This is a genomic window from Streptomyces tubbatahanensis (assembly GCF_022699385.1).
GTDB lineage: Bacteria > Actinomycetota > Actinomycetes > Streptomycetales > Streptomycetaceae > Streptomyces > Streptomyces diacarni.
Map to the genome: position 1 here is coordinate 5940533 of NZ_CP093846.1, position 26870 is coordinate 5967402.

Sequence of the window (26870 nt, forward strand, 5' to 3'; positions counted from 1 at the left end):
CGAAACGTCAGGGAGTGGTGCACATGAGCGAGGACGGAGAGGCACGGGCGTCCGGCGCGCCGCCCGAGCAGCCGGCCCCCTTCGAGGTGGTCATCGACGGTGCCGGTGCCGCCTCGATCGACGGCGAGCAGGTGCCGGTCATCGGTGACCAGCCGCTCGACACCGCCATCCTCGACACGCTGCACGGGTACGCGCGGCTGCGCAACACCCCCGTCACCGCGGTCATCGCCAACCCCGCCACCGACTCGACGGTGCACGTCGAGGTCGACCCCGACGGCTCCAGCCGACTCGCCGGCCCACAGCCTGGCGACGCGGGCGGCGCCGGCGCGCGGGCCGACGCCGTGGCCGGCGGGACCGACGCCGTGGATGGTGGGGCCGACGCCGTGGCCGGCGGGGCCGCCCTCGCGGCAGATAGCGCGGCGGGGCGCGCCCCGGGGACCGGCCCCGTGGCCGATGGCACCCATCCGGTGCCCGGAGACGGCACGCCGGACCTGGGCGGTGGCGCGGGCGCCGAGGACGAGACGGCCACCGCGGTCATCCCGGCGGTGGAAGCGGACCGATCTCCGGCAGCACCCGAGCCGGCTGCCGGGCCCGCGGCTGCGGGCCCAGGCGCGCCCGTGAACCCCCAGGCGGCCGAGGGCTCAGGGACGGTCGCGGGACCCGATCCCGTCCCGGGCGGCGGGTCGTTCGCAGCACCTGACGTGGCGGCCGCTGCCGGTACGGCGGCTGCCGGAGCCGGAGCCGGACCGGTCGCCGGGGACGGTCCGGTCGTTTGCAACGGCCCGGTCGCTGGGGACGGCCCGGTCGTCGGCAACGGCCCGGTTGCCGGGGAAGGCCAGGTCGCAGGCAACGGCCCCGCATCCGGGGCCGGTTCGGCTGCCGGAGCCGGACCGGTTGCCGTCGGGGAGGGTACGCCGGCCGTGGCGGGCGGGACGCCTGTCGGCGGCGGACAGCCGGGCCCTCCGCCCCAGGAGGGCCCGGCCAAGCGGCGCACCGCGCTGCCGTCGATCCCGCGCCCTTCGCTGCCTTCTCTGCCGCGCCCCGCCCTGCTCGGACGCGCGTCCGGCGCCGGAGGCGGGAACAACGGCATCGGTGGCGGCATGACCGCGCGCGGGCCCCGTGGTTCGGACGTCGAGTTCGTGCCCACCAGCCTGCTCAAGAAGCCCTGGGTGGTCGCGGCCTCGGCCGTCGCCGTGGTGGCGCTGGTGACCACGCCGCTGGCGCTGGCCGGTGCCAGCAGTGGCGAGGAAGAGGGCGGCAAGGGCGAGAAGACCCTGGCCGACGGACCGAAGGACGAGGTCACACGCGGCCCGGGCGGCGCGGTGCGCCCCTCACCGCCGCCGTCACCTTCCGGCTCCCCCTCGGCGTCCGGCAAGGACGACCCCAGCGACAAGCCGAAGCTCGGGGACTCGAAGCCCTCGAAGCCCAAGGACGACGAGGAGGACTCCGACTCGTCGGACGAGGAGTCCTCGGGCGGGGACGACAAGAAGGACACGAAGAAGGCGTCCGGCGGCTCCGGTATTCCGTCGGGGGTCACCATGGTCGTCAACCGGAAGACCGATATGTGTCTGGATCTGCCCGGCACCGGCAAGGGCAAGCCGGACGGCCGGGTCCAGCAGGGCGCGTGCGACACGACCCACGCGGCGCTCGGCGGCAACCAGCGGTGGGAGCTGGATCTCAAGAAGAAGGACGGAGGACCGGGGAAGGCCGACCTCTACCTGATCCGCAACGTCAAGGACGACCTCTGCCTGGACCTGGCCGGCTTCGGCCCCAAGGCGGCCAGGTCGCCGGTGACCGAGTACCACTGCCGCGCCAAGAACGACAACCAGCTGTGGTGGTTCGACAAGCGCTCCAACGGCACGTACTGGATCCGCAACCACGAGAGCGGCCACCTGTGCCTCGACGTGGCGGGCGAGGGCGAGAAGCCGCACTCACCCCTGCTGATCTTCGGCTGCGACGACGCCGACGACCACCAGTGGAGCTTCCGCAAGCCGTGAGCGGCGGCACCGGCGGCAGCGGGCCGGTGCCGGTGCCCGGCTTGCACCCGCACACGTGTTGGTCACCAGCATCACCAGAGGGCCACACGGGCGCGGTGCACCACGATCCGAGGCCGTCGCGGCATGGTGACGCGACCACGGTGAGGGTGAACCGATCGGCCTTCTGTCCCGTGAGAAAGGTGTGGAACTCATCGACCATGCGGGGAGGGCGTCGTGACAACTCCTTCGAACCGAGGCGACCCAGGCCGGTCGAGGGACCCGGAGCGGGGCTCCCGGTCGCCGTCTCCGCCGCCTCAGGCCCAACGCCGGGGGCCGAGGGGTCACTTCGGGCGACGGGGGCGGGGGACCAGGTGAGGCGACTGCTCGGATCGCGATGACCGACTGCGCCGGCCCCGTGACCGAGTCTCCTGTCCAGGCCGGGTGACGAGTGCAGTGGAACGCACCGCTTCTCAGTCATGTCAGGCGCGCGGCGCATGCCGAGGGGGGTCTTCCAGCTTGCCGAGCTTCTCGCGGATGTCCTCCGCGTCCGGGTGGTTGAACTCCTCCAGCAGTTTCAGCGCACGGCTCCAGTGCGTGCGGGCGGCATCGGGGTTGTCGCCCGCCAGGTGCACGTCGCCGAGGTGGTCGATGGTCTGGGCCTCGCCCCAGCGGTTGCCGACGGCCTGATGCTTGGTGAGCGCCTGGCAGTAGTGGGAGATGGCCTCGTCGTGGTGGTGGAGCTGGTGGTGCACGGTACCGAGGAAGTCCAGGGAGATGCCCTCGACCCAGGTGTTGTCGGTGGCGCGTTGGACGACCAGTGCCGCTTCCAGGTAGGTGCGGGCCTCGTCGAGCCGTCCGAGTCGCAGGTGGGCCTCGCCCAGGTTGTTCAGGCAGATTCCCTCGCCCCACCCGTGGCCGACGGCGCGGTCGATCTCCAGTGCCTGTTGCAGGTGTTCCAGCGCCTCTTCGTACCGCCCTGCTCGCAGGCAGACGTCCCCCAGGTTGCCGATGATGCGGGAGGCGCCCAGCTCGTCGCCGAGCTCTCTCCAGCGGGGCAGTGCCCGGTGGTAGTAGTCGATGGCCTCGTCCAGGTTGCTGCCGATGGCGAGGGCGTTGGCCACGCCTGTGAGGCTTTCGGCCTCGCCTCTCCGGTCCCCGGCTCGGCGCGCGGCCGCCAGGCTCAGCCGGTTGGTGGTCAGCCAGTCGCTCGTATGGCTGCGCAGGTAGAAGAAGCCCCACAATGCGGCGGTGAGCCGCCAGGCGACGTCCGTCCGGGCCCCGGCGGCGTGGGCGATCGCGGCGACGAGGTTGGCGCGTTCGGCCGAGCACCAGTTGAGTGCCTGATCGTAGGTGGTGAACTTCAGCGGCTCGTTGTCGGAGAGCAGCGGGACGAGCGGTACCGGCGGGCGGTGCGGGGTGAGGAACCGGGAGGCGGCGTCGGCGGTGTGCAGGTACCAGGTGAGGACGCGTTCGACCGCCTGCTCGCGATCCGGTGCCGTCTCCTCGCTGCCGGCCTGTTCGGCGGCGTAGACCCGCAGCAGGTCGTGGAAGGCGTAGCGGCCGGGGAAGTGCTCGGTGAGCAGGTGGGCGTGGGTGAGTTCGGCGAGCAGGCCGCGGGTCTCGCGGCGGCTGAGCCCCGCCAGGGCGGCCGCGGCGGGCGCGGAGATGTCCGGGCCGGGGGCGGCGGCCAGCAACTCGAACAGTCGCGCGGCCGGCGCCGAGAGGGCCTGGTACGACCAGGAGAAGACCGCGCGCACGTCGGTGCTGATGTCGCCGCCGGCGAAGGCGTCGAGGCTGCCGTGGCTGTCGCGCAGCTCCTCGGCGACGGCGTACAGCGGGAAGCTGGGATGGGTGGCGGCACGGGCTGCGACGATGGCCAGCGCCAGCGGCAGCCGAGCGCAACTGGAGATGATCTCGTCCGCCGCCTCGGGTTCCGCCGCGAGCCGGGCGGCACCGATCCTTCGGGCCAGGAAGTCCCGCGCGTCGGCGGGCGGGAGCGGACTGAGGGTCAACGGGCGCGCGCCGTCGTTGGCGATGAGGCCGGTGAGCTGGTTGCGGCTGGTGACGATGGCCAGGCAGCCGGGGCCCGCGGGCAGCAGGGGTCTGACCTGCTCGGTGTCGCGGGCGTTGTCCAGCAGCAGCAGGACCCGGCGGTCGGCGAGCAGACTGCGGTACAGCGCCGTGCGTGCCTCCGGGCGCCCCGGCATCTGTCCCGGAGGCACGCCGAGCGCGTCGAGGAAGGTGTGGGTGGCCTCGTCCGGCGGCATGGCCGTGCCGGTCGGGTCGAAACCGCGCAGGTTGACGTAGAGCTGCCCGTCGGGGAAGCGGTGTGCGATCTCGTGTGCCCAGTGCACGGCCAGGGTGGTCTTGCCGACACCGGCCATACCGCCGATCGCGCTGATCACCACCGCGTTGGGGTGTTCGCCGCCGGCCGGCAGCAAGGCGTGGGTCTGTGCGAGTTCGTGCTCCCGTCCAGTGAAGACCGGAAGGTCGGCGGGAAGTTGCGCGGGCCGGGCGGCGGCAGGCACGGGGGGAGGGTCCGCAGCGGCAGCCGGGTCGGGGGCGGGTGCCTGCGGCGGCGCGGGCGCGCGCAGCGAGGGGTCGCCGGACAGCATGCGGGTGTGCAGGTCCATCAGCGCGGCGCCGGGCTCGACGCCCAGCTCGGAGGCCAGCATCGAGCGGACGTCGCGGAAGGCCGCCAGGGCCTCGGCCTGCCGACCCGCCCTGTACAGCGCCAGCATGAGCAACTCGTGGAGCCGCTCGCGCAGCGGGTTCCCCGCCGTCAGCGTGGTCAGTGCGGCGGCCACCTCCTCATGGCGCCCCAGTGCCAGGCCGATGTCCAGATGGGTCTCCGACGCGCTCAGCCACTGCTCTTCGAGCCGGTACCGTTCCGCCACGGCCAGCGGCCCCGGCAGCCCGGCCAGCGGCTTGCCGTCCCACAACTCCAGTGCCGCATGCAGCAGTTCGTCCGCGGCACTGAGGGAGCCCGCGGTGCGGAGCTTCTTGGCTTCGGCCACTCTTCGCTCGAACAGGTCGAGATCGAGACAGTCCTGGGGAAGGCGTACGAGGTAGCCGTCCGCGGAGGACACGATCAACCGTGGGGCCTGGCCCGCCTCGCGCCCCGGCTCCAGCACCTTGCGCAGCCGGGAGACGTACGTCCGCAGAACCGTGACGGCTCCCGCCGGCGGCTCCTCGCCCCACAGGGCGTCGATGAGTTCGTCGATGGATGCGGGGCGCCCTCGGCGCAGCAGCAGCGCCGTCAGCACCGCTCGTTGCTGTGGTGACCCGAGGGCCAGCTCCTTCTCCCCACACCATGCTCGCACGGGTCCTAAAACAGCTATGCGCAGGGAGTTCGTATGGCTCGCGTTCACGAGTTCGACTCTACCGAGAGGCGGACGATCCGGAACCACCCAGGTCTACTTCTCGCCGAGTCGTTTCCGCCCGGACTTCGGGACGCAACACGATCGACATCTGTGCCGGACGCCGTGGGCGAGGCGCTTCGCCGGTTCACCGCCTCACGGCGCACGGCCAACGGCCCGAACTGAACCGAACGCGCGGACGATCCGTGAGGTCCTTGAGTACCGGTCGTCGACGACACGGAGGACGCCCCTATGCCTGAACCCGGTTCACGCCGCATCAGGCCCAAGCGGCTTGCGCGGCAGTTGCTCGACGAGGAACTGAGGGCGAACAGGCGGCAGCGGAGAAGGCAGGGGGCGCCTCCTCCGGGCGCCGCTGCGCAGCGCGCGCCGCAGGGTTCGGCCGGCCAGGCCGGGGACGACGTTGCGGATGAGATGCTGCGTTTCCTCAGCGGCATCTGGCGTCGCCTCACGAGGAACCGCAGGCGTCCACAGCCCGCGGCCGACGTCGACGCGGGACAGGACTTCCAACAGGGCCCGCCCACGCAGTGGGCCCCTCAGCAGGCTGCGTACGCGCCGACGCCGCAGCGGGGCCCCGAAGGGATGGGCCCGCAGCCGCCGATGGCGCCACCAGGCTTCGCGCCGCCTCACCCGGACCTCGCCCCGGGGCCCGGCTACCCACCTCAGGCATGGGGCTTCACTCCCGCCCCCGGCTACCCGCCTCAAGCACCGGGGTTCGCACCTCCGGCACCGGGGTTCGCACCTCCGGCACCGGGGTTCGCACCTCCGGCACCGGGGTTCGCACCTCCGGCACCGGGATTCGCCCCGCAAGGAGACGGGTTCGCACCGCCGCCTCCGGCGTGGGCCTTCGCGCCCCCGCCGCAGCAGCCGGACCGTCGAAGGCTCAGGAAGCAGCAGCCGGAGGCCCATCCGGGGCTCGCCGCGTACATGAGTCTCGATGACAAGGACGTCCGCAAGCAGGAAGTCCGGCGCCTCGTACACCAGTTGATGGAGAACAAGACCCGTTACAGGGTGGCGGCGCGGGACCACCTGTTGCCCTTCAACAAGTCGCTCTCTGAGGTGGCCAAGGCCGAGGCGAAGAGCGCCGGCCCGCCGCCACCCGCGCGTTCCTGGCTGTCCAGGCTCACCCCCTGGCGGACGGCGAAACCGGGCAACGCTCAGAGGCGCGCGACCGAGACGGACACCGCCACGCGCAGCCTGTCCACCGCGGCCGTCGGTGCCCGCATGACCGCACCGCCCAACCTTCCCCAACCGTCCGGCAACGCTCCTGGCCAGGCCCCGGGCCCCCGCCCCGAGAACGCCGCCACCCAGGCGCTGTCCCGCCTCGTCGCCTCACCCAGGGGAGGCCCCGCCGGGGGCAAGCCGCCGCCCGTACCGGAGAAGGGGCCCGAGGTTCCGCGCGTGGTCCCGCTGGACACGCCCGAGGCCGCGCCGGCGCACGCCCGGAGCGCTTCCCCCGCCGGGCGCGAGCTGTCCTCTCCGGCCGGCTCCGAGAGTCGGGTGGATCCGGTGAGCAGGCCTGTGAGCCCGGTGGATCCCGCCAGCAGGCCGCCGAGCCCCATGAGCAGACCCGTGAGCCCCCTGAGCAGACCCGTGAGCCCCCTGAGCAGGCCCGTGAGCCCCATGAGTACGTCAGCGCGACCCACCTCGCCCGCTGCCGGCTCCAACGTGGACATGCAGTCCGTCGCAGACCACCTGTCCCGCAGCGAGCCGCGGGGGCCCGGCTCTTCGACGTCCCGGTCCGATGCGCCGTCCCGTGCACCCGCGGTGCGGCCGGCCCAGACCCCGCAACAGAGGCCGAGGGGCCGGAGCATGTAGTCGGAGCGTCGCGGTTGAACCCCTCCGGTGTGCGCCCCGTGGTGACTCCCGATGCGCACACAGAGAAGTGACCGAGGAGGCCGAGGCCGTACGGCGGTGCCCGTGCGCGAGGCGGGGGCGCCGTTGGTGGCCGCCACATCCGCGCAGGCGCGGCGCATCCGGGACGTGGATGCGCTGCGCGGCTTCGCGCTGCTCGGCATCCTGCTGGTCAACGTCCAGACGATGGCGGGCCCGTACGTGGGCCAGGAGGCTTCCGGGGCGGTCGGGGAGAGGGTTGCCGCCTGGCTCGTCACCGCGCTGGTGAGCAGTAAGTTCTACCTGCTCTTCGCCTTCCTGTTCGGGTACAGCTTCACCCTTCAGGCCCGCTCGGCCGAGCGGGAGGGAGCCGGATTCGCGGGGCGGACGCTGCGCCGGCTGCTGTGCTTGTGGTGCCTGGGGCTGGCGCACGCCGTGCTGTTGTTCCCTGGCGACATCCTGATGACGTACGCGGTGCTGGGATTCGTGCTGTTCGCGATGCGTGGCGCCGCGCCGCTGGTGGCCGTTCGCGCCGCTGTCGTGCTCCTCGTCTGCCTCGGTGTCCTGCTGCTCGGGAAGGGAGTGCTCACTTACGTCACCACCGCGCCGGGCGCCGGCGCCGCCGCTGATACCGCCGGGGCCGTAGCGGACTACCGGGGTGATCCGGCGTCCGTCGTACACGCCAATCTGCGGCAGTGGCGCGAGCTGCTCGCCGGGGACCTGCTCTACATGCCGCACATACTGGCGGCCTTCCTGATGGGGCTGGCCGCGGGTGAGCGGCGGGTGCTCGCGGAGTTCGACCGGTACCGAGGCCTGGCCCGGCGGGTGGTCGTCTACGGGCTGCCGGCAGGCCTGATCGGCGGTGTGGTGACGGCGATGTGCCACAACGGGCCGCTGGACGCGCGCTGGAGCGGTGTCGGCGCGGCCGTCGGGGTGTTCGCCGCTCCGGTCCTGGCGGTGGCCTACGGCTGCGGGCTGCTGCTGTTGCTGCGTACCCGCCACGGCCGGCGAACGGCCGAGGTACTGGCCGCCGCCGGCCGGGTGGCGCTCACCAACTACTTGACGCAGTCGCTTGTGATGGCGCTGGTCTTCACCGGCTACGGTTTCGCCTTGTACGGACGTGTAGGACTGGTGCCCGTACTGGCCGGCTGTTTCGTTCTCTGCGCCGGGCAACTGGCGCTCAGCGCGTGGCTGGTGCGGCGCTTCCGCTGTGGGCCGGTCGAGTGGGTCCTGCACACCGTGACACGGGGGCGCAGGACCTGATCCCGGCCGGCCGGGCCGGCACCTTCGCCGGGACGGCTTCTCAGAAGGCCGCTAGGACGTCGCTTCCCGGGTCCACCTGAACCCGTCGTCGGGAAGGCCGGGCGCCGGGGCGTTCTGCGGCTGTCCTCCGTGGTCGGTGTGCGGGGCGCCGTCCGTGTGATCCCCGTTCTCCGGCCAGGGCGGACCCTCCTGGAACGTGGCGTACCCGGCGTGCGCGGTCTCCGCCGGATACGCGGGGGCACCCGGGTACGGCGCGCCACCCGGGTACGGCGCGTGAGCCGGGTACGGCGCGTCACCCGGATACGGCGCGCCACTCGGGTACGGCGCGCCACTCGGGTACGGCGCGCCACTCGGGTACGGCACGTCACCCGGGTACGGCATGTCTTCCGGGTGGCCGCTGTGTTCGACACCGATGCCCATGCCGGCCGGCACGGCTTGGTCCCCCGTGTGCCGGGCCCACGCCCGTGCCGCCCGTTCCGTGATGGCCTCCGTCTCGGCCTTGGCGGCTGCCGAGATGACCGCCGCGTTGGGCTCCTTGTACCAGGGGCGGAGCCGGATGAGTGCGGGCTTCACGCCGGTGGCCAGCAGCAGGGCCCGGCCCTTGGGCAGGGCGCGGATCTTGTCCGGGGGCAGGATCGGGTCGAGCCGGTAGGAGACCGAACGGGAGCCCCCGTCGCTGCTCTTGGAGTAGGAGGAGGTCTTCACGTCGTGCTGGCCGACGAGTTTGGAGACCTTGTCGACGAAGTCGGCGTCGTCGAGTCCGGCGCCCAGCAGCTTGATGGTGGCGGCGCTCCAGAGCGCGTCCATGCCGGCTTCTCCCCACACCCGTGCGCCCTGGCGGTAGCTCTGCAACAGCGTGACGACGTTGATGCCGCGGGAGCCCAGGTGGCTGTAGAGGTCGGGGAGGTCGGAGATGCGGCAGACGTTGGCGGCCTCGTCCAGCACGGCGGTCATCGGGGGGTCGAGGCGGCCGCCCATGCGCTCGGCGGCGATCACTCCGGCGCGCAGGGTGGCGTCGGCGAGTCCGGCGATGACGCCGGCGGCGGAGCCTCCGCCGTCCTTGGAGAGCAGGTAGAGGGTGTCGCGGCCGAGTACGTGCTCGTGCGGCCGGAACTCCGGTAGTGCGGGGTCGGGCGTGACCCAGGCGGCGATCTCGGGGTCGAGCAGGCAGGCGACGCACTGCCTGGCGGTCTCGTAGATGCTGTCCCGGGTCTCGGCCGCGCCGCGCACCGTGCCTTGGAGCTGGTCGGCCATGGCGGTCATGTCGGCGTCCCGCAGCAGGTCGACGGGGGTGCGGTCGGCCGGGTCCGCGAGCCAGCCGAGCAGTTCGGTGACCGAGGCCCCGCCCCGCGCCGCGGCGAGGAACAGCGCCGTGAGGGTGTTCTGGGCCGCCGAGATCCAGAAGTCCTTCTTGGAGGCGTCGTCGTTGACGGAGGCGACGAAGTGGCCTGCCAGCCTCCGGGCGCCCTCGATGGTGTCGCAGTCGGCCAGCATGTCCCACCACATGGCGCGTGGGACGTGGGCGATGCCCTGCGGGTCGAACGTCCACACGACGCCGGTCTGTTCGCGTGCGGCCCGGGTGACGGCGTAGACGTCCGACTTGTTGGACGTCAGCAGCACGGCGCCGCGTGCCCGCAGCACCCGGGGGACGGCGATCCCGGTGGACTTGCCGGCGCGCGGCGCCATCAGGTCGAGTTCCACGTCCTCGAAGGAGGAGCGCAGCTCGGGGCCTTTGGGCTCCAGATCCCCGAGCAGGTTGCCCGTCTCGTCCGGGTGCAGCTGGTCCTGGCCCTTGAGGGAGGGGCGCAGTTCGCGGGCGCGAGCCGCGATGCCCCGGGGGCACATCGCGGCCAGCTCCTTGGCCCCCGCCAGCCCCTTCGTCCGGGAGGACCCCGTGGTGCCGCCCAGCACCTTCCGCACGGCGAGGGCCACCAGCACGGCGAACGTGCCGAACACCAGGCAGATCCCGGTCCACACCGCCCACGGCGCCGCGTCGGGCCACAGTTCCTTCGGGCCGTGGGTGAGAAGGGAGGCCGGCAGCACGGGGGAGAAGGCCGGCGGGTGCCAGCCCGCGCCGCTGAGCAGCGCGGCGCCCAACGTCCCGCCGAACCAGACGCCTCCCGACGTCATCAGGGCCAGGGCCACGACCCCGACGATGGCCCAGGGCCAGTACTCGGTTCCGCCTCTTCCGCTCATGCGGTCCTCCTGTCGGGATCCGCTCCGCTGACGGGTGCAGGCCCGCCCACCGGGGCCGGGCCGTTGACGATCGGCCCGTTGACGGGGGCCGTTCCGTTGACGGGGGACGCTCCGTTGACCGGGGCCGCTTCACCCCCGGGAGCAGGACCGGCGGTCGGCACCTGCTCGACGCCTGCCCCACCCTCGTATGCGGCCCCACCTTCGTATGCGGCCCCGGCCTCGTATGCGGACTCGGCCTGCTGCTCGGGGACGGCGTCGTTCTGCACCCAGCGGATGTTGGTGTCGTGCAGTCGGCGTTCGGTGTCGGTGATGGCGACCTTGATGGGGAGTCCGGGCCGGCCGCCCACCTTGATCAGGAAGCGGCCACGGCCCGGCGGCTCCTCGCGGTCGCCGGTCACGGCCCAGCCCGGCGGCGAGGACCAGGAGGAGACCAGTTCGATCTCCCGCTGGGAGAGCCCGACGATCTTGCCCAGCTCCTCCATCTCCGCCCGCGGCAGTCCCGCGCACACGACCATGCCGGCGCGCTCGACGAAGCCGCGCGCCTTGGCCCGGTCGGCATCGGTGCCCAGCGCCTCCGCGTCCTTGAGCGTGTGCGTGATCTTCGCGTCGCCCATGCCGAGCGTGCGGTTGAGGCGGGTGAGCGCGTCGATGCGGTCGACGATGCCGGAGGCGGCGCGCAGTGGCCGCCACAGCTCGTCGAGCACGGTGAAGAACCAGCGCCGCGGGGTGAGGCCCTCGTCGGCCAGGGCGTGGGACGCCGCGACCGAGCCGAGGCCGTCGGACCAGGCGGCCAGCATCGCCGCGGCGGTCAGTTGGGTGTCCGCCTCACCGATGCGGGAGATGTCGATGCACACCGCGGGCGCGTGCAGGTCGACCCTGGTCGAGGTCTCCGAGGCGAAGGTGTCGCCGAGGGGTCCGTCGAGAATGCCCAGCAGCGAACGGTGCAGCGGGTCGACCGCGTCGCGGTACCGCGCCTCGTCCCCGCGATCCAGCGTCACGGCACGGATCCGGTCGGGGCCCTCGCTCAGCACCCTGAGCATGTCCGGCAGCAGCGGGGCACGGCCTGGGGGAAGGCGCTCGCGCAGATGGTGCAGCACGGCGGAGACCACGGCCTGTTCGTGGTCGTCCATGGGACGGCCGCGGACGATGCCGATCAGCGCGGCGACCATGTTGAGCACCCGGCCGTGTGCCTCGGCCTTCAGCGCCTCACCGGCCTTGCCGCCGATCCTGGCGGCGACCGCGCCCATGGCGCCCGGGTCGAGCAGGTTGATGCCGCCCGTGCCCCGGCCGATGGAGATGACCTGACCGCCCAGGGCCCGCACGGTGTCCGCGTAGTCGGGCTTGAGGTCGCCGAGCACCAGCGGCACCACGCCCGTGGCGGACAGCCCGATCAGCATGCGGTTGACCAGCGTCGACTTGCCCAGGCCCGGCATGCCGAGCATGAACAGCGACGGGTTGGAGATGTAGCGCGCCCTGGTGAACCAGGAGAGCGGGTCGCCGCACACCGTCGCACCGGTGTGCAGGTGCTGCCCCAGTGGGACTCCGGACATCGGGGCGCCGGAGCCGGCCGCGAACGGCCACAGACCGCACGCCTGCACGGTCGTCGCCCGCCACATCGTGGGCGGGTCCATGCCGCCGACCTGGCCCCCACCCGGACCCGGCCAGCCACGCGACGGTGCTATCCGCTCCCGCGGCGGCGGCGTCTTCTTCTGCTGCTTTCCCCGGCTCTTGCCACCGGGCTGTCGCGCGCCGAGAGGCGCCTCGGCGCGCTGCTGGTTCCTCGCGCGCGGACTCACAGCATCTCCCGCAGGTCGCGCGGCACCAGGGTGAGCTCCCAGGGGAGGATCCCGGTGGGGAGGGTGCAGCTGAAGGCCGCGGCCTGCATGCGGTCGGCCGGGCGCATCGACAGCCGTGCCGCTCCCTGGAGGTTGCGCATGGACGCGCTGGCGTCGGCCAGTTCGTCCTCGTCGTCGACGGTGACGGTCAGCATCAGCGAGAACTCCACCAGGCCCGCACCGGTCGCCTCCTCCTGCGCCGTCTGCTCTGCCGCGCGCACCTCGGTGGCGGCCCGCGCCTGGACCATGCCCCGGCCCGAGGTGGCCATGAACTGTGCCGCGCGCCGGTCGGCCTCCACGATCCGCGCCGAGGTGGCGGGGTCGATGGGCCGGTAGAGCAGCGCGACCCGCTTGCGCCGGGTGCCGGGCGATGGCTCCAGCAGGCCCCGCAGTACGTTGGCGCGCACCGTGCCGCGGGGGGCGAGGGTGAGCATCCAGGTCCGGGAGACCCCCGAGTCGTGCTGGTAGGAGCCGACGTCCTCGTAGCAGGCCGCGGGGCCCGAGTCGTCCCACTCCAGGCCGGTGCCGCCGTGTCGGGCGCGCAGGTCGAGGACCTCGCCCGCGACGGCCGGGTCGTAGGCCACCCGTACGACCTCGGCGATGCGCTCGGCCGACAGCGGGTAGGCGACGCCGCCGCCCGCACCGACCAGTCCGGACAGCAGCCCGGGGATGCGGGTGGCGATCTCGGTGATCAGCTCGTCGTGCTTGACCTTCTGCCCGGCCGGGACCCCGTAGGTGAGGGTGATGTAGGTGTGCATCTCGGAGGAGGCCTGCGGATACCGTTCGACGACCTCCTCCATCACGGCGCGGGCCGCGGGCGGGGCGTCGGGGGCGAGGCGGGGCAGTACCTCGTTCGCGAGCCGGGTGCCCGAGTCGGGCGCCGTCTCGACGATGACGGAGGCCCCGCGCAGACCTGTCTCGTGCGAGAGCCGGGAGAGCCAGCCGCCCCACGCGGCCACCCAGTTGTCCACCTGGTCCGCGTCGACCAGGGAACCGCCGTCGGGCTCACAGGCCAGCACGATGGTGTAGAAGTTGCGGCTGCGGTGGAAGAGGACACCGAAGTCGCGGTCGTAGGCGTCCCTGCCCTCGCGCATCTGCATCCGGCCCAGCAGCCCGGGCGGCTGGAACCGCCCGCCCGTACGGCGCGACAGCGGCCCGGAGACGTAGGTGGTCGCTCCCTTGGACTTGCGGCGCATCCAGCCGATGCGCAGGGCGAGCAACTGGTAGGCGTTGCGCCCGTCCTGCGTCCGGATCAGCAGCGGTACGAGCACGATGCTCATCGGGACCAGCACGACGGCCGCCGCCGCCAGTGAGATCAACGAGGCCAGCAGCGTGACGACGAGCCCGCCGAAGAGGCCCGCGGTACCGATCATGCCGAAGGGGCCGAGCCCCGGCCTTCTCGGCCTGCGCCAGTTCCCGTACGTCGGGCTCGACGCGGCGTGGGTTGACATGCGTTGCTTCCTTCCGTGTCCCTCGGTCCGTGCCCCTCGCGAGAGGGGGAAGGAGACTGCGGGTTACTGGCGGGGTGTGCGCGCCGGGCACTGCCTGGCCCGGCGCGCACACCCCGAGGGGGGGACTACTCGTTGTGGCCGGCTCTCCCGTCGCCGTCGAGCGAGCCGGTGGCGAGGTTCGCGGTGCCCTTGGCGAGGCCCTTGGCGGCTTCCGCGGCCACCGCCGCGGCAGCGAGCGGCCCTGCCGCCGCGCCCGCACCTCGTGCGGCACCGCTGGGTCCGCCGCCGGAGCCCCGTCCGGCGCCTCCACTGCCCGAGCCGCCGCCTTCGGAGCCGCCGCCCCGGGAGCCGCGGCTGCCGGTCGGGCCCGAGCCGTTCGAGCCGCCCCCACCGGACGAGCCGCCACCGCCACTGGAGGCAGCGGCCGCCCCGGCTCTGCCGGCAGGCCCTGCCCGGCCTCCGGAACCGGCCTGTCCACCGCCGCCGGAGGACCCGGAGGGCCCGGATCCGCCTCCCGATCCGCCGTCGCTCTTGCTGGAGAGGCCGGACGTGGCGATCGACTTGGCCCCGGAGGCGATGCCGCCCGCGGCGCCGGTGACCGCCCCGCTGTAGGCGCTGCCGCCGCCCAGCGCGGCCGTGGCGGGCACGATCAGCTTCAGCAGGGCGGGCAGGGCGATGGCCGCCAGCAGCATCACGCAGATACCGGCGATCTTGACATGAATTCTGTCACCGGCGTCCGCGAGATCGTCCGACATGTCGCCGCTGAGCATCTTGGTTCCCGCATACATGATGAGCGCGGCCGCGGGTTTGTAGAGCAGCCAGGCGACCATCCAGCCGATGTGCTTGCGCCACCAGCCGCCGCCCCAGTTGCTCATGGAGGCAGCGGCCGCCATCGGCAGCGTCCCGAACAGCACGATCATGACCGCGAGACGGATGTACAGCATGATCCCGTGGATGATGGCGGCGATGAGCATCAGGAACGCGAGGATCAGGTACAGAAAGGCGGGGATGTCCTTCGACGACGTGCACATCGAGTTCATCATCTGCTCGTCTATCGCCAACCCGTACAGGTGATTGGCGAAACCGTCGCCGACAACGGCGGCGGAGGTCACGATGGTCGTGCCACCACCGGCCACGACGATCAGCCGTATCATGCCCCGCAGCGCGGTCTGCCCCGCTTCTCCCTGCCGCTCGGCGGCCATTCTGATGCAGGCGAAGATGAGCGAGCCGATGGCCACGTACACGACCAGCCAGTGCAACTCGCCCTGGACCGGCGACGACGCACCCGGCGCGAAGGTGGGGATGTTCGAGCTCAGCGCCTGGAAGGCGCTGAGAGCGGCCTTCATGACGAGGTCTCCGATGCCCTTCATGATGGTCCCGACGGGGTCTCCCAGAAACTCGAAGAAACCCTTCAGGGCATCGAGGAACGGATTCCCCGAACTGCATGGACCAGCCATGTCAGGCAGCTCCCCACTTGATGAACCCATTACTGTTCACGCCGGAGTCCGACGTGGCGAAAAGGCTTCCGTCCGTGCCCGGCTTCACTTTCCAGTCGCCGCCGCTCCACCGCATGGACACCGTCGCCGCTCCCAGACCACCACCGGCGCCCTTGATGAGGAGGTGCACCTGGGTCTTGTCCTTCGTGAAGGAACCGACGAAGAACCCCGAAGGAACACCGGCGTCGTCACCCGTCATCTGCGACTGCCCGAGGCGGGACCGCTGGGAGACGAAGGCATCGCGCCCCTCTCCGGCCACGAGCTGCTGCTCGGCCACGGTCCGCCAGTCGGCGGTGCTCATGTGCGTGAGAATGCTGTGCGCCGCCATGACCGCACCCATCGGCGTGTGGGCGTAGCACCACCACACAGGACCGCTGTACCGGGTGGGCCCCGCTGACGCCGAGGTCGGCACCGTGACGCCGTCCAGGTTCTTCCACTTCAGGTCCTTCGGAGCCGACGTCGGCCGGGTGACGTCCTCACCGTCCTGTGTACGACACCCCCGCGGCCGCTCTCCCTTGCCGCGCCCGCTGTCCTTCGAACCGTCGGTGGACAGCGGGCCCTTCACGGCCTCGGAGGGCGTGGCGTCGGCCTCGCCGCCGGCTCCGCCTGTGATGAAGGAGACGGAGCCGATGACGAGTGCGGCACCCAGGAACACCGCCGAGGAGACCCAGCTGCGCTGTTTCCAGAAATCCGTGGGCTCCTCCGCCTGGTGCTTCTTACGTCCGAACATCACTCGAAGATCCAGCTGGCGAATGGGCCAGCCGTGGCGATGAGGCAGCAACCGGCGAGCACCATGCCGAGCCGGCTCATGTGCTCGGAGCTCTCACCGCGCTTGAGGGAGATGCCCATCATCGCGCCGGTGATCACGATGCCCAGGACACCGGCCGCGGTGCCGGCCCAGGCAGCCAGGTTGAGCATCTGGTTGACCTTGTCCCCGAGCCCGTCGGGAGCCTCCCCCTCCGGCTGGGGAACGTTGGCGAGGTGGTAGTAGAGCGTGGACGCCTTCATGGGTATTCCTTCACGTCGATGTGTGCTGACAGGGGACGACGCCGGGGGTGACCGGCGGTTTTCAGGGGGTGCTCAGATGAACCACTGCACGAGCGGAGCGGCGGTCGTGGCGAGGACCGAGGCCAGCAGCACGATGAACAGCCCCCGGCCGTACGTCGCGCCCTCGCCCATGTCCCCCCGGCGCAGCTGAAGGCTCAGTTGGGTGCCGACGATGATGATGCCGAGAACCCCGGCCGCCGAGGCCCCGTAGGCCAGCCAGCTGAGGATCTTCGACGCCTCCTCTACGGCTTCCGCCTTTCCCGGCGCGTCCTCCTCGGCCAGCCGCATCAACGGTTCGGCTGACGCGGGATCAAGTACGCGGCTCACTACGCTCATCGCTTTCCTTCATGCCTGAGGGGCTTGTCGATCGGGCTCCCCGCCAACGCGGCGAGGGAGCGGACGCCCTTCGGCAGCGCACCGGCCCGCTTCTCCCCGCGCCACGCCGGAACCCAGGGGACCCGGCGCACTTCCGCGACCGAACGCAGCACGCGGACCCGCTGGAGCAGGTGGAGCGGCAGGCGGCCCGGCGCGTCGGCCACGAGAACCACGGCGAGCAGTTCCACACCCTCCGGGTGCTGCCCGGTGTGCAGTGCCTCCAGGGCACGTGACGCCGCACGCAGACCCGACGCGTGCGTACGCGCCACCAGCAGCACCCGCCCGGGATCGCCCTGGGAGGGATCGGGCCAGTGGCGTCCCAGATCGCTGCCGCCCACGACCTCGGCGAGCGTGCTCGTGCCCGCTCCACCGTGTGCGCCGACCCAGCTGACCAGGGCGCCGCCGGGTGCGGAGACCTGATGCTGTGCGGGGTGCCCGGGCGACTGCCCGGGGACGGCCACTGACGGCACCGCCGCCGGCACAGCGCCCGGCACCGACACCTGTGCGGGTCGCTGTGCGGCCGGCGCCGGTTGGTGCGGCGCCGGTGCGGGTGCGGGTGCGGGTGCGGGTGCCGGTGCCGGCTGCTCGGTTAGCGGTGCCGACTGTTGTGCGACCGGTGCCGCTTGTTGCGGTGCAGGCGAAGGCGCAGGCGCGGGTGCCGGTTGCTGCTGTGCAGGCGTGGGCTGCTGGGCGACTGGCGTCGGCTCCGGGGCCGGTGTGGGCTGCTGGGCAGCCGGTGCCGGTTGGTGCGGTGCCGGTGCGGGCTGCGCTGTGACCGATGCCGGGTGTTGTGGTGCCGGTGCCGGTGCCGGTGCAGACGCGGGTGCAGGCGCCGGTTGCTGTGCCGCCGGCGCGGGCTGCGCTGGTGCCGACTGCTGCGGAGCCGCCACGGGGTGCTGCGCCCGCGTGCCGGCTTGGGCTTGCGTGCCGGCTTGGGGCTGCGGGGCCGGTTGGGCCGGTTGGGCCGGCTGGGCCGGTTGGGGAGTCTGCGCGGGCGGTTGCGCAACCGGTGCGGCCGTAGCGGCCGGAGGGGACTGCTCCGCGTTCGGGCGCGCGGACGACTCGTCCGACCCGGCACGATCGGGGGCCTCCCCACCGGGTGGGGCTGCGGTCGGTCCGCGCACCCACATGTGCGGGCCGGCGGACGCTGATGGGGGGACGCTCATCGCGGGGCCAGCCTCCTCTCGTTGAAGAACTCCATGTGCTGCCACGCCCTCGTGACCCGGACGGAAGCGGTCGGCGCGAAGTCGATTGAACTGTTTCGGCATCGCGCCCGTTCGGTGTGCAGCGCGTTGTGCTCCGTCGGAGAGGCACAACGGGACTTCAGCGGAAGTGGTTCACCGTTCCTGGCAGTCCGCCTGGGATCGGTACGGCGGAGAGGTGGGGAAAGGAGGTGCACCCATGAGCGAGGACGGCGGAGGAGCTTCCAGTAAGGCGGCCATGATCGGTCTGGCGAGCCTGGGCTGCGGGTGCATGTCGTTGCCCGTGGCGGCGGCTGGACTCGTCGTCGTGCTGATCATCTTCGGGGGGCTCGGCGTCCTCTTCGCGCCGATCATCGCCATCATCCTGTTCTTCGGCGGCGGGGGAGACGGCCCTGATGACGGCTCTGGCGTCGACACCGACGAGGTCTCCGAGTCGGTCCAGGGCGACGGAAAGGGTGACCTGGACGAGAACACCGTTCCCGACGACCTGGCGGACACCATCAAGGAGGCGGGCGGGATCTGCGACGTCATCGGCCCGGTCGTCATCGCGGCGCAGATCGAGCGTGAGTCCTCCTTCAACAAGGACATGCTCGGGCCCAACGGCGAGGAGGGCATCTCGCAGCTTCCGCCGGACAAGTTCGAGGAGTTCGGCGAGGACGAGGACGACAACGACGAGACCCAGGCGACCGATCCCGAGGACTCGATCATGGCCCAGGGCAGGTACATGTGCGACCTCGCCGAGAAGGTCAAGCCGCTCGTCGACAGCGGCGAGGCCCTGGACGGTGAGAGCGTGCTCGACCTGACGCTGGCGGCGTACGCGGTCGGCCTGGACGCGGTACAGAAAGCCAAGGCGGTGCCCGCGACCACCGAGGCGCAGAGCTACGTGGCGGGGGTCCGTTCCAACTTCCCCCGGTTCGAGGGCATCGGCGGGTCCGTCGCGCCCTCCGACTTCCCTTCGGAGAGCATCCCCTCGACCTCGAATCCCAGCGTGTCGCCGCCGCCCGACCCGGACGGGTCGTCCTCGCCCGACCCCGAAGAGAGTGGAGAGTGAGCACCGCATGCTGTGCACCCCCGACGACACATCCCTCGGGCACCGGCCGGCGCAGTCGGACGATGACGCGGCACCACGGGACGGTGTAGCGGTGGCGGCGACGCGAGACGGTGCCGCGTCTTGGGGCGACCGCCCCGAGGCAGTGCGGGAAGACACCGGCGGGACGCACACGTCGGCAGCCGCCGGACGTTTCGAGTTCCTCATCGCCCAGGACGGCGCCGTGTCCCTCAACGGCGCGCGCCTGCCGGTGGGGGAGGGGGAAGAGGTACACGTCGCCGTGCTCGACGCCGCGCACCGCGCTGCCGAGGAGCGCGGCGAGCCGGTCGACGCGACGATTTTCGACATGCGGGGTGAGGGCTACGCGACGTACGTCAGGGTCGCGCCGGACGGGTCGAGTCACCTCGTGGAGCCGGACGCCGACCCGGGACCGCGGGAGGCGTCATCGGTGCCGCCCGGGGTTGCGCCCGAGGCCGCGCCTGTGTCCGGGCCCGCCTCCGAGGCGGAGCCCGACGTCGAGGCCGTGCCCGTGCCCGCGCCCGTGCCCGGGCCCTCGGCCGAAGTGGACTCCGCACTCACACCCGTATCCACACCCGTACCCGAACCCGCACCCGCACCCGAACCCGAGGGTGAGTCGGAGCAGAGTGTGGAGCCGGCGGGTCCCGCTCCCGCCCAGCCGCTGATTCCGGAGGAACTCCAGGACGCCGTGGCGCACATCAACCGGGCGGCGGCCGGGGGTGAGGCGCAGCGCGCCATGGTGCTGGCGTTCCGGATGCGGGAGCACGCCGTGCGCACATACGGGCAGGCGCACCCCTACACGGTGGAGGCCCGGGATTTGGAGGCCTATGTCGCCTGCCTGGCCGGCGACTACACGAGTTCCACGGCCATTTACCTCGATCTCGCCCGGCTGTGTCACGACATGCGCGACCCCCGCGCACACGGATATCTCGAGCGAGCGGTCGGAAACTGGCACATGCTCACCGATCCGCGACCGCTGCGTACTTACGGACGCGAATTGCTCGCCGCCTGGTCGCGGCTTTCCTCGGAGTCGGGTCCAACAGCTCGGGACATGGCGGTGTTGCGTCGCGTCCGGCGTCGACTGGAGGCATTCGTCGGCACGGTGCGAGCCGCCGAGACGCAGGGGGGTGGCGCCTGACCAGGTCTGGTTTTCATCCGGCTCTCCTGCCCGGTGTACGCCGCTGACCAGCAGCATCAACATCGGATTGACGCCGATGGACGCTGGCGCACGCAGCTTCTTTCAGAGGTCTATGTGACGGGCGTCACACGAAGTGGCGCCAGTTGTCGTGAACTCCCCTCGCAGAGCCTGCATCTAAATCCTCGTAAGGCAGATTAAGCACCTGGTTTTGTGGGATGCGGCTTTTCATGCCTTTTGTGGGGCGCTGCCGTGCGCCGTTCTCAAGGCAATCGGTCGTCAAAGGCATGTGCATCTCCCCTCACCAAACTTTCGGTTCCGTGAGGGGGCCCGCCGCGCGAGTCCCGAGGCCAGTCCGCCGTGTCCGGCGGCTCGAATCGAGGGGATACATCCGGTGAGCTGGATCGTCTTGGGGTCGGACGGCGCGACCAGCGCCCAGGAACGGGCGACGCGCTCGCTCTACGAACAGCACGCACGTCCGTTACAGGGTTATGTGCTGCAGCTGCTGGGGGGTGACCACCAAAGGGCCGAGGACGTGGTGCAGGAGACGCTGTTGCGCTGCTGGCGCAACCAGCAACTCGTCGGCGGACGCGGTCAGGACTTGCGCCCATGGCTGTTCAGGGTGGCCCGCAACCTCGTCATCGACGACTACCGGCTGCGCAGCGCGCGCCCCAAGGAAGTCGATGGCGCCGCCTGGCTGGAAGACGTGCTGGCCGACACCGATGATGTCGACCGCGTGCTCTCCTCCCTGGTGCTCGTGAAGGCGTTCCAGGCGCTTTCGCCTGCGCACCGAGAGGTGCTGTACGAGACGTACTACACGGGACGCTCGACGCGTGAGGTCTCCCGCGTGCTCGGCATACCGCCCGGCACGGTGAAGTCGCGGCTCTACCACGCGGTGCGCAACCTGCGGCAGGCGCTGGGAGTGCCCGAGGCCGGCGTGCGGTAGGCCTCCGGCTCCGCGCCTCGCCACGTACCCCGTCTCCCCTCTGGTGGAGGCGGGGTACGTGGCGAGCGCGCGCCCGCATGGGGACCCGTGCGAGTGAAAGCCGCCAGGAGTACGCCGAGTTGACCTGTCGCTCGGCGTACGGGTCCGTCACGATGGTGGCGCCCCGCATATCCAGCGGGACACCCGGGTCCGCTCCCTCGGAGGTCCTCATGCGCCGCCGCTACGCCCTCCCCGTCGCCGCCGCCGCACTTGCGCTCCCCGCCGCCCTCGTTCCGGCGGGCTCCGCCTCGGCGGCTCCCGCCGACAAGCTCCAGGTCCTCAGCTCCTGGACGCAGACCAGTGTCTCCAGCTACAACGCCTGGGCCTCGGCCCGTCAGAACCAGGGCCAGTGGTCGGCCTACGGCTTCGACTGGTCGACGGACTACTGCAGTTCCTCGCCCGACAACCCCTTCGGCTTCCCCTTCCAGACCGCCTGCGCCCGCCACGACTTCGGCTACCGCAACTACAAGGCGGCCGGCCTCTTCGACGCCAACAAGTCCCGTATCGACTCGGCCTTCTACGAGGACCTCAAACGCGTCTGCAACGGCTACTCCGGCTCCACGAAGACCGCCTGCGACTCGACCGCGTGGACGTACTACCACGCGGTCGACATCTTCGGTCTCAAGGGCGCGGACGAGGCCGCCTCGGAGACGGCCGCCTGAACCACCGTACGGGGGTGTCCTGAGGGGCACTCATATGCCGTCGCCTCGCGCACGCGCGTCGATGAAGCGCGCGGCGTGGGGCGGCGGTGTCACCGATAACCCGCCCCTCTCCAGCCGCCCGCGACTGCGGGCGTTGACCTCCGCGACGCGGGCGCTCAGCAGCTCGGCGTGCGTGAGGAGCCGGACCCGGTCGGGGTCCGCGTCCCACTCGCGGCCGCCGCCGAGCGGACGCAGTTGGAGGCGGGGCCCCTCCGCGGCCATGACGACTCCCACACGGTCGCGCGCCGGGTCACGCACGGCGGAAGCGACGGTGGGTACCGCGGGCCCGGGCCCGGCGTCGCGCGACGGGGTGCGACTGCGGGCAGGCGCACCCCGCGAACCTGGTGAAGTTGGACCAAGTGCGCCAGGGGGCCGCGTGCAGCTTCTGGTAGATGACCTCTAGGCCGCGGGCCGGGCCCTCATGGCCGCGCTCGGACTCGGTGTCCGTCGTCCACCGGCCTTCACGCATCGTCGCGTGTTCGCTCTTCGAGTGTCCGTCGACCTCCGGTCTTTCGCCCATCTCTGCCCCGGCAGGGCGATCACCGTTGTGATGTAAATCGTAACTGTGAGTCGAGGCGATCTAACCGAATGTGTCGGCGAACACAGAAGAATCGCGCAGGAGGCTCAGGGGGCGCAAGACACACCCGCGTCTCGCGCAGGTACCCTTGTGGGCCTCGTCATACGCGGCCCGCCGGGCTTCCGTTCCGCTCAGTCGGAGACACACACGGACACGCCCCCACCCGCACGAGTCACGTCGTGCTGCCTGGGGGCATTTCCTTGTTGTTCCGTGCGTCCGCCAAGACGGTTGCCGCCAGGGCCTTTGACGGCTCACTCTTCTTCCATTTGAACGAGCAGTACTACCACCAGCTCGGTCACCGCGCAGGAGACTCCGAAGCGCGCGCCTGGGAGCGGAGCATCCCCGCCCTGGCAGCGGCGCTGAACGAAGCGGGGCTTGGGGACGTCGAGGTCATCCTCGAGTACGCGCTCCCGTTGAACAGTAAACGTGCCGACGCGGTGTTGGCCGGCTGCCACCCGGTGACGGGCGAGCCGTCCTACGTCGTGGTGGAGCTCAAGCAGTGGAGCCGGGCCATTCCGGACGAGGACGAACCGGAGCTGTGCCACTTGGACACGGGGATTCCGCCGGTTCTCAACCCCATTGAACAGGTGAGCCGGTACTGCCAGTACATCGTCAACTTCAACGGCGCCGTGGCGGGGCAGGGACACCGTGTCTGCGGAACCGCTTACCTGCACAACGCAGAGGAATCCGGGGTCAGCGGTCTGCGCGTCATGGAAGCGGACAGCCAGGGCCAACTCTTCACCGAAGAGCGTCGCGGCGAGTTCCTCGAGTATCTCCGCTCCAAGTTGAGCACGACTGTTGCCGGAGCGCCTTTCGGGGACGCGTTCCTCAGTGGCAAGCAGGCCCCCTCGAAGCAGCTCATGTCCCTGGCGGCCCAGGAGGTGCGCGAGCGCGAGCAGTTTGTCCTTCTGGACGAGCAGCAGGTCGCCTACCGCCTGGTACTCAACGCGGTCCGCAGGGCTAAGCAGTCCGATCACAAGGAAGTCGTCGTCGTCACCGGCGGGCCCGGAACGGGCAAAAGCGTCATTGCACTCTCGCTGCTCGGCGAGCTTTACCGGCAAGGTGTTCCGGCGCTGCACGCGACGGGCTCCAAAGCCTTCACGCAGACGATGCGCAAGGTCGCCGGAGCGCGCAAACGCGAGGTGCAGGATCTCTTCAAGTACTTCAACAGTTTCATGACGGCGGAAAAGAACTCCCTCGATGTCCTGATCTGTGACGAGGCCCACCGACTCCGAGAGACGTCCGCCAACCGCTGGACCCGTGCGGAGCACCGCACCGGCAAGCCACAAGTCGACGAGCTCATCGACGCGGCCCGGGTGCCGGTCTTCCTTCTGGACGAGCACCAGGTCGTGCGGCCAGGTGAGACGGGCACGGTTTCCGAGATCGAAGCAGCCGCAGCCAACCGGAACCTGACCTGCACGGTCGTCCCCTTGGACAGTCAATTCCGCTGCGGCGGCAGCGAAGCGTACCTGCGGTGGGTGCTCCGACTGCTCGGGCTGGAAGAGGGTGGGCCGGTTGCCTGGGAGCCGGACGACCGAATGAAGCTGAGGATCGCGGATGGCCCGGAGGAAATGGAGCGCTTCCTCGACAGCCGCCGCGCTCAGGGATACGGGGCCCGGATCACGGCCGGGTACTGCTGGCCGTGGTCACCGGAGCCGAAGCGCGGAGAGCCGTTGCCCGCCGACGTGGTGATCGGTGACTGGGCGCGCCCATGGAACCTCAGGGGAGAACGATCGGTTTCGGGCGCGCCCGCGTCCTCGTTGTGGGCCACCGATCCCGCCGGTTTCGGGCAGGTTGGATGCGTCTACACAGCCCAGGGTTTCGAATACGACTGGTCGGGGGTCGTTCTCGGACCCGACATGGTCTGGCGCACCGACCGGTGGATCACCGACCGCACTGCTTCCGAGGACTCCGCCATCAAAAAGAGCACCGCGGATGTCGACCGGCTGATCCGCAACACCTACAAGGTGCTGCTCACCCGGGGGATGGTGGGCACGGTTCTCTACTCGACCGACCCCGAGACCCAGGAAAAACTCCGAGAACTCGTGGAGTCGCAGCAGAAGGCCGCTGTCGCCTGAGGCAGCCGTTCGGCACCCGGCGATTCCTTCATTAAGATCAACGCGAACGGTTGCGGCCCGCCGGGCTTCCAGTAGGACACGCCCCCACCCGCACGAGTCACTCGTGCCCTTGGGGGACCAGTCCGTGTCCATGCTCCTTTTGAAGCTCTCGGCGGCAGACCTGCTCACTCTCGACGAACGGCACCGCATGGTGCCGCATCTCGCGGCCAGGTGGAAACACTTCCGTGAAAAGGATGTATCGGACACGGAGCGAGAGGCGTGGGCGGAGAGTCTGGTGGCTCTTGCTCGAGCCATGGTGGATGCCGATCGTGGGCACGTCGAAATGGTCGTCGAGTGCTCAGCCGCCATCGACGAGTCCGTAACTCCGAAGAACGCCCCGACCATCGATGTGGTTCTCCTCGGAAGGCATCCGGAGACTCAGGGACTCTCGGTTCAGCTCGTGGAGCTGAAGCGATGGTCGACCGTCACGCGAGTGGAGGCCGCGACCGCCGAACTGGTCTCCGTGCCGGGAATGAGTAAGCCGAAGAAACATCCGGCGCTTCAGCTGGGAGCAACCTTCGAGACGTTCGCGGGGGTGTCCGGTCCCCTCCACGGCCTGACCTTCGAGTGCGGAGGGTTCGCATACCTGCACAATGCGACCGAGAATTCGGTCAAGCCGCTCCTCGGATTCGACGCGCCGACGGGCGCCTACTCCCACGTCTACACTGGGGACCGGCACAACCAGTTGATGAGCGATCTGCGGAAGCACTTCGGGGAAGACAGCGGATACTCGTACGCAGAGATTCTGCTCGACAAGATGAACCTGAGGAACACGCCTCTTCTGGACGCGATGATTATGTCGCGAGGTGAAGACACCGTTTTCACCCTGCGGGGCCGGCAGAAGGAGGTTGCCGAGCACGTCCGGCAAAGAGCCGCCTATGTCTTCGACGACCAGGGCGAGGCGGGACGGCGGGCCGTGTTCGTGGTCACCGGCGGCGCCGGTACAGGCAAGAGTGCCATTGGCCTGCAACTCAAGGCGGAGTTCGAAGCAGCCGGCCGAGAGGTGCGCTATGCGAGCGGATCCCGAGCCTTCAACGGGGCTATGAAGCACCACGTCGGCTACGGGAACACCCAGTTCAAGGAGAGCTTCACCTACTTCAGCAGCTACATCACGCCGCCGGCCGAGCCGTTGGACGTCCTCCTGTGTGACGAAGCGCACCGCTTGAGGGACCGTTCGACGAATCACCGGTTGCCACCTGAGAAACAAGGCATCAAACCGCAGGTGGAGGAACTCCTCGACGCCTCACGCCTGACCGTCTTCTTCCTCGACGAGGGGCAGTCGGTACGACCGAACGAGGTCGGCACGGTCGAACTGATCAAGGACGCTGCCGAGCGGCGGGGCACTCCCGTCGTCAGCTACGACCTGAGAGCCCAGTACCGCTGCGGTGGAAGTGATGCCTATGTGCGGTGGGTGCGCGATCTGTTGAACCCGTCTGAGACTGTGCACAAGTGGGTGCCGGACGGACTGATGCACATCGAGGTCGTCGACTCTCCTGAGGAGATGGAACGCATCATCTATCACGAGGCCCATGCGGGCGCCTCCGCCCGCATGGTCGCCGGATTCTGTTGGCCGTGGAACAAACCGCGCGGGGACGCGAGACACCTCGAAGCGGACGTCCGGATCGGCGACTGGCACAGGCCGTGGAACGCGGACAGTGAGCAGTACTGCGAGAACGGCAGCGTTCCACCGTCCAAAATCTGGTCCGTCCACGAGGCCGGTCTCGGCCAGATCGGCTGCGTCTACACCGCACAAGGGCTCGAGTGGGACTGGTGTGGCGTCATCATGGGTGAGGACATGGTCTGGCGAAACGATCGCTGGGTCTTTCGGCGGGGCAAGTGGAAAAAGGACAAGGAGACGAAGGTCAAGCGCGTCGCGACCCCCGGTTCACTGGACGACGAAGTTCGTAGGAAGACCCTGGATACGGCTCAGTTCGAGACGTGTGTGCGTAACGCGTACCATGTGCTGTTGACCCGCGCCAGTCGTGCGACGGTCCTGTATTCAACGGATGAAGAGACGCGTGAGCATCTGCGAGAGCTGGCGGGGGATGTCCACCTCCACGGCTTGCGCCCTTCCCGGGAGAACTTGCCACCTGATTTGCGTATTCCTCATCAGAAACGCCCCGAGCGCGGGAAGACGGGCAAGAACCGAGCCGGCAAAACCGGTTCACTGAATTCTCAAATGCCTCTCTTCTGAGAAGCCGGAGACTCAGGGGTGGCGGGCTCCCGGGCCCGCCACCT

At 70.6% G+C, this 26870-nt stretch carries 17 protein-coding genes and 1 pseudogene; 8 read left to right on the plus strand and 10 right to left on the minus strand.

The window, feature by feature from the left end; translation table 11 throughout:
- The first annotated feature begins 23 nt into the window (after positions 1-23).
- Positions 24-1997 (plus strand): RICIN domain-containing protein, encoded by a 1974-nt coding sequence (locus tag MMF93_RS25605; RefSeq protein ID WP_242755167.1) that lies wholly within the window; start codon positions 24-26, stop codon positions 1995-1997.
- Positions 1998-2455: 458 nt separating this feature from the next.
- On the opposite strand, the gene MMF93_RS25610 is transcribed toward MMF93_RS25605, so the two are convergent.
- Positions 2456-5299 carry an AfsR/SARP family transcriptional regulator gene (locus MMF93_RS25610; RefSeq protein ID WP_242755170.1) on the minus strand — a complete coding sequence of 948 codons (2844 nt, stop codon included), beginning with the start codon at positions 5297-5299 and terminating at the stop codon, positions 2456-2458.
- 1923 nt (positions 5300-7222) lie between these two features.
- Between MMF93_RS25610 and MMF93_RS25620 the strand changes: the two genes are divergently transcribed.
- A complete protein-coding gene (locus MMF93_RS25620; RefSeq protein WP_242755173.1) occupies positions 7223-8449 on the plus strand; it encodes a DUF418 domain-containing protein in 1227 nt (408 codons plus the stop codon).
- Between the two features lie 465 nt (positions 8450-8914).
- Here MMF93_RS25620 and MMF93_RS25630 read toward each other — a convergent pair.
- From MMF93_RS25630 to MMF93_RS25665, 8 genes and pseudogenes are all read right to left on the minus strand, one after another.
- Positions 8915-10645: pseudogene (locus MMF93_RS25630) on the minus strand (type IV secretory system conjugative DNA transfer family protein); the annotation flags it as partial.
- Positions 10642-12276 carry an ATP/GTP-binding protein gene (locus MMF93_RS25635; RefSeq protein ID WP_242757773.1) on the minus strand — a complete coding sequence of 545 codons (1635 nt, stop codon included), beginning with the start codon at positions 12274-12276 and terminating at the stop codon, positions 10642-10644. The gene MMF93_RS25635 and the pseudogene MMF93_RS25630, both read right to left, overlap by 4 nt.
- 161 nt (positions 12277-12437) lie before the next feature.
- Positions 12438-13931 (minus strand): SCO6880 family protein, encoded by a 1494-nt coding sequence (locus MMF93_RS25640; RefSeq protein WP_242755176.1) that lies wholly within the window; start codon positions 13929-13931, stop codon positions 12438-12440.
- Positions 13932-14056: 125 nt separating this feature from the next.
- Positions 14057-15388 carry a hypothetical protein gene (locus tag MMF93_RS25645; protein WP_242755178.1) on the minus strand — a complete coding sequence of 444 codons (1332 nt, stop codon included), beginning with the start codon at positions 15386-15388 and terminating at the stop codon, positions 14057-14059.
- A 1-nt stretch (position 15389) separates the two neighbouring features.
- A complete protein-coding gene (locus MMF93_RS25650) occupies positions 15390-16157 on the minus strand; it encodes a DUF8175 domain-containg protein (protein WP_242755180.1) in 768 nt (255 codons plus the stop codon).
- A complete protein-coding gene (locus tag MMF93_RS25655; protein ID WP_242755182.1) occupies positions 16157-16435 on the minus strand; it encodes a hypothetical protein in 279 nt (92 codons plus the stop codon). Before MMF93_RS25655 ends, MMF93_RS25650 begins: the two co-directional genes overlap by 1 nt.
- Before the next feature lie 72 nt (positions 16436-16507).
- Positions 16508-16810, minus strand: coding sequence for a hypothetical protein (locus MMF93_RS25660; protein WP_242755183.1), 303 nt, complete (start codon positions 16808-16810; stop codon positions 16508-16510).
- The gene (locus MMF93_RS25665; protein ID WP_242755184.1) at positions 16807-17310 is read right to left on the minus strand and encodes a DUF6668 family protein; all 504 of its coding nucleotides are present in this window, start codon (positions 17308-17310) and stop codon (positions 16807-16809) included. Before MMF93_RS25665 ends, MMF93_RS25660 begins: the two co-directional genes overlap by 4 nt.
- A gap of 940 nt (positions 17311-18250) precedes the next feature.
- Here MMF93_RS25665 and MMF93_RS25670 point away from each other — a divergent pair.
- From MMF93_RS25670 to MMF93_RS25685, 4 genes are all read left to right on the plus strand, one after another.
- On the plus strand, positions 18251-19102 hold the full coding sequence (locus MMF93_RS25670) for a lytic transglycosylase domain-containing protein (RefSeq protein WP_242755186.1): 852 nt from the start codon (positions 18251-18253) through the stop codon (positions 19100-19102).
- 91 nt (positions 19103-19193) lie between these two features.
- Entirely contained in the window at positions 19194-20255 is a 1062-nt protein-coding gene (locus MMF93_RS25675) for a hypothetical protein (RefSeq protein ID WP_242755187.1), read from the plus strand.
- A 391-nt stretch (positions 20256-20646) separates the two neighbouring features.
- Positions 20647-21198, plus strand: a complete 552-nt coding sequence (locus tag MMF93_RS25680; RefSeq protein ID WP_242755188.1) for a sigma-70 family RNA polymerase sigma factor — start codon at positions 20647-20649, stop codon at positions 21196-21198.
- Positions 21199-21407: 209 nt separating this feature from the next.
- The gene (locus MMF93_RS25685) at positions 21408-21899 is read left to right on the plus strand and encodes a phospholipase (RefSeq protein ID WP_242755189.1); all 492 of its coding nucleotides are present in this window, start codon (positions 21408-21410) and stop codon (positions 21897-21899) included.
- Between the two features lie 289 nt (positions 21900-22188).
- On the opposite strand, the gene MMF93_RS25695 is transcribed toward MMF93_RS25685, so the two are convergent.
- Entirely contained in the window at positions 22189-22458 is a 270-nt protein-coding gene (locus MMF93_RS25695; RefSeq protein ID WP_242755191.1) for a hypothetical protein, read from the minus strand.
- A gap of 257 nt (positions 22459-22715) precedes the next feature.
- Between MMF93_RS25695 and MMF93_RS25700 the strand changes: the two genes are divergently transcribed.
- Together MMF93_RS25700 and MMF93_RS25705 are read left to right on the plus strand one after the other, a co-directional pair.
- Positions 22716-24593, plus strand: coding sequence for a DUF2075 domain-containing protein (locus MMF93_RS25700; protein ID WP_242757774.1), 1878 nt, complete (start codon positions 22716-22718; stop codon positions 24591-24593).
- A 130-nt stretch (positions 24594-24723) separates the two neighbouring features.
- The gene (locus MMF93_RS25705) at positions 24724-26826 is read left to right on the plus strand and encodes a DUF2075 domain-containing protein (RefSeq protein ID WP_242757775.1); all 2103 of its coding nucleotides are present in this window, start codon (positions 24724-24726) and stop codon (positions 26824-26826) included.
- Positions 26827-26870: the final 44 nt, after the last annotated feature.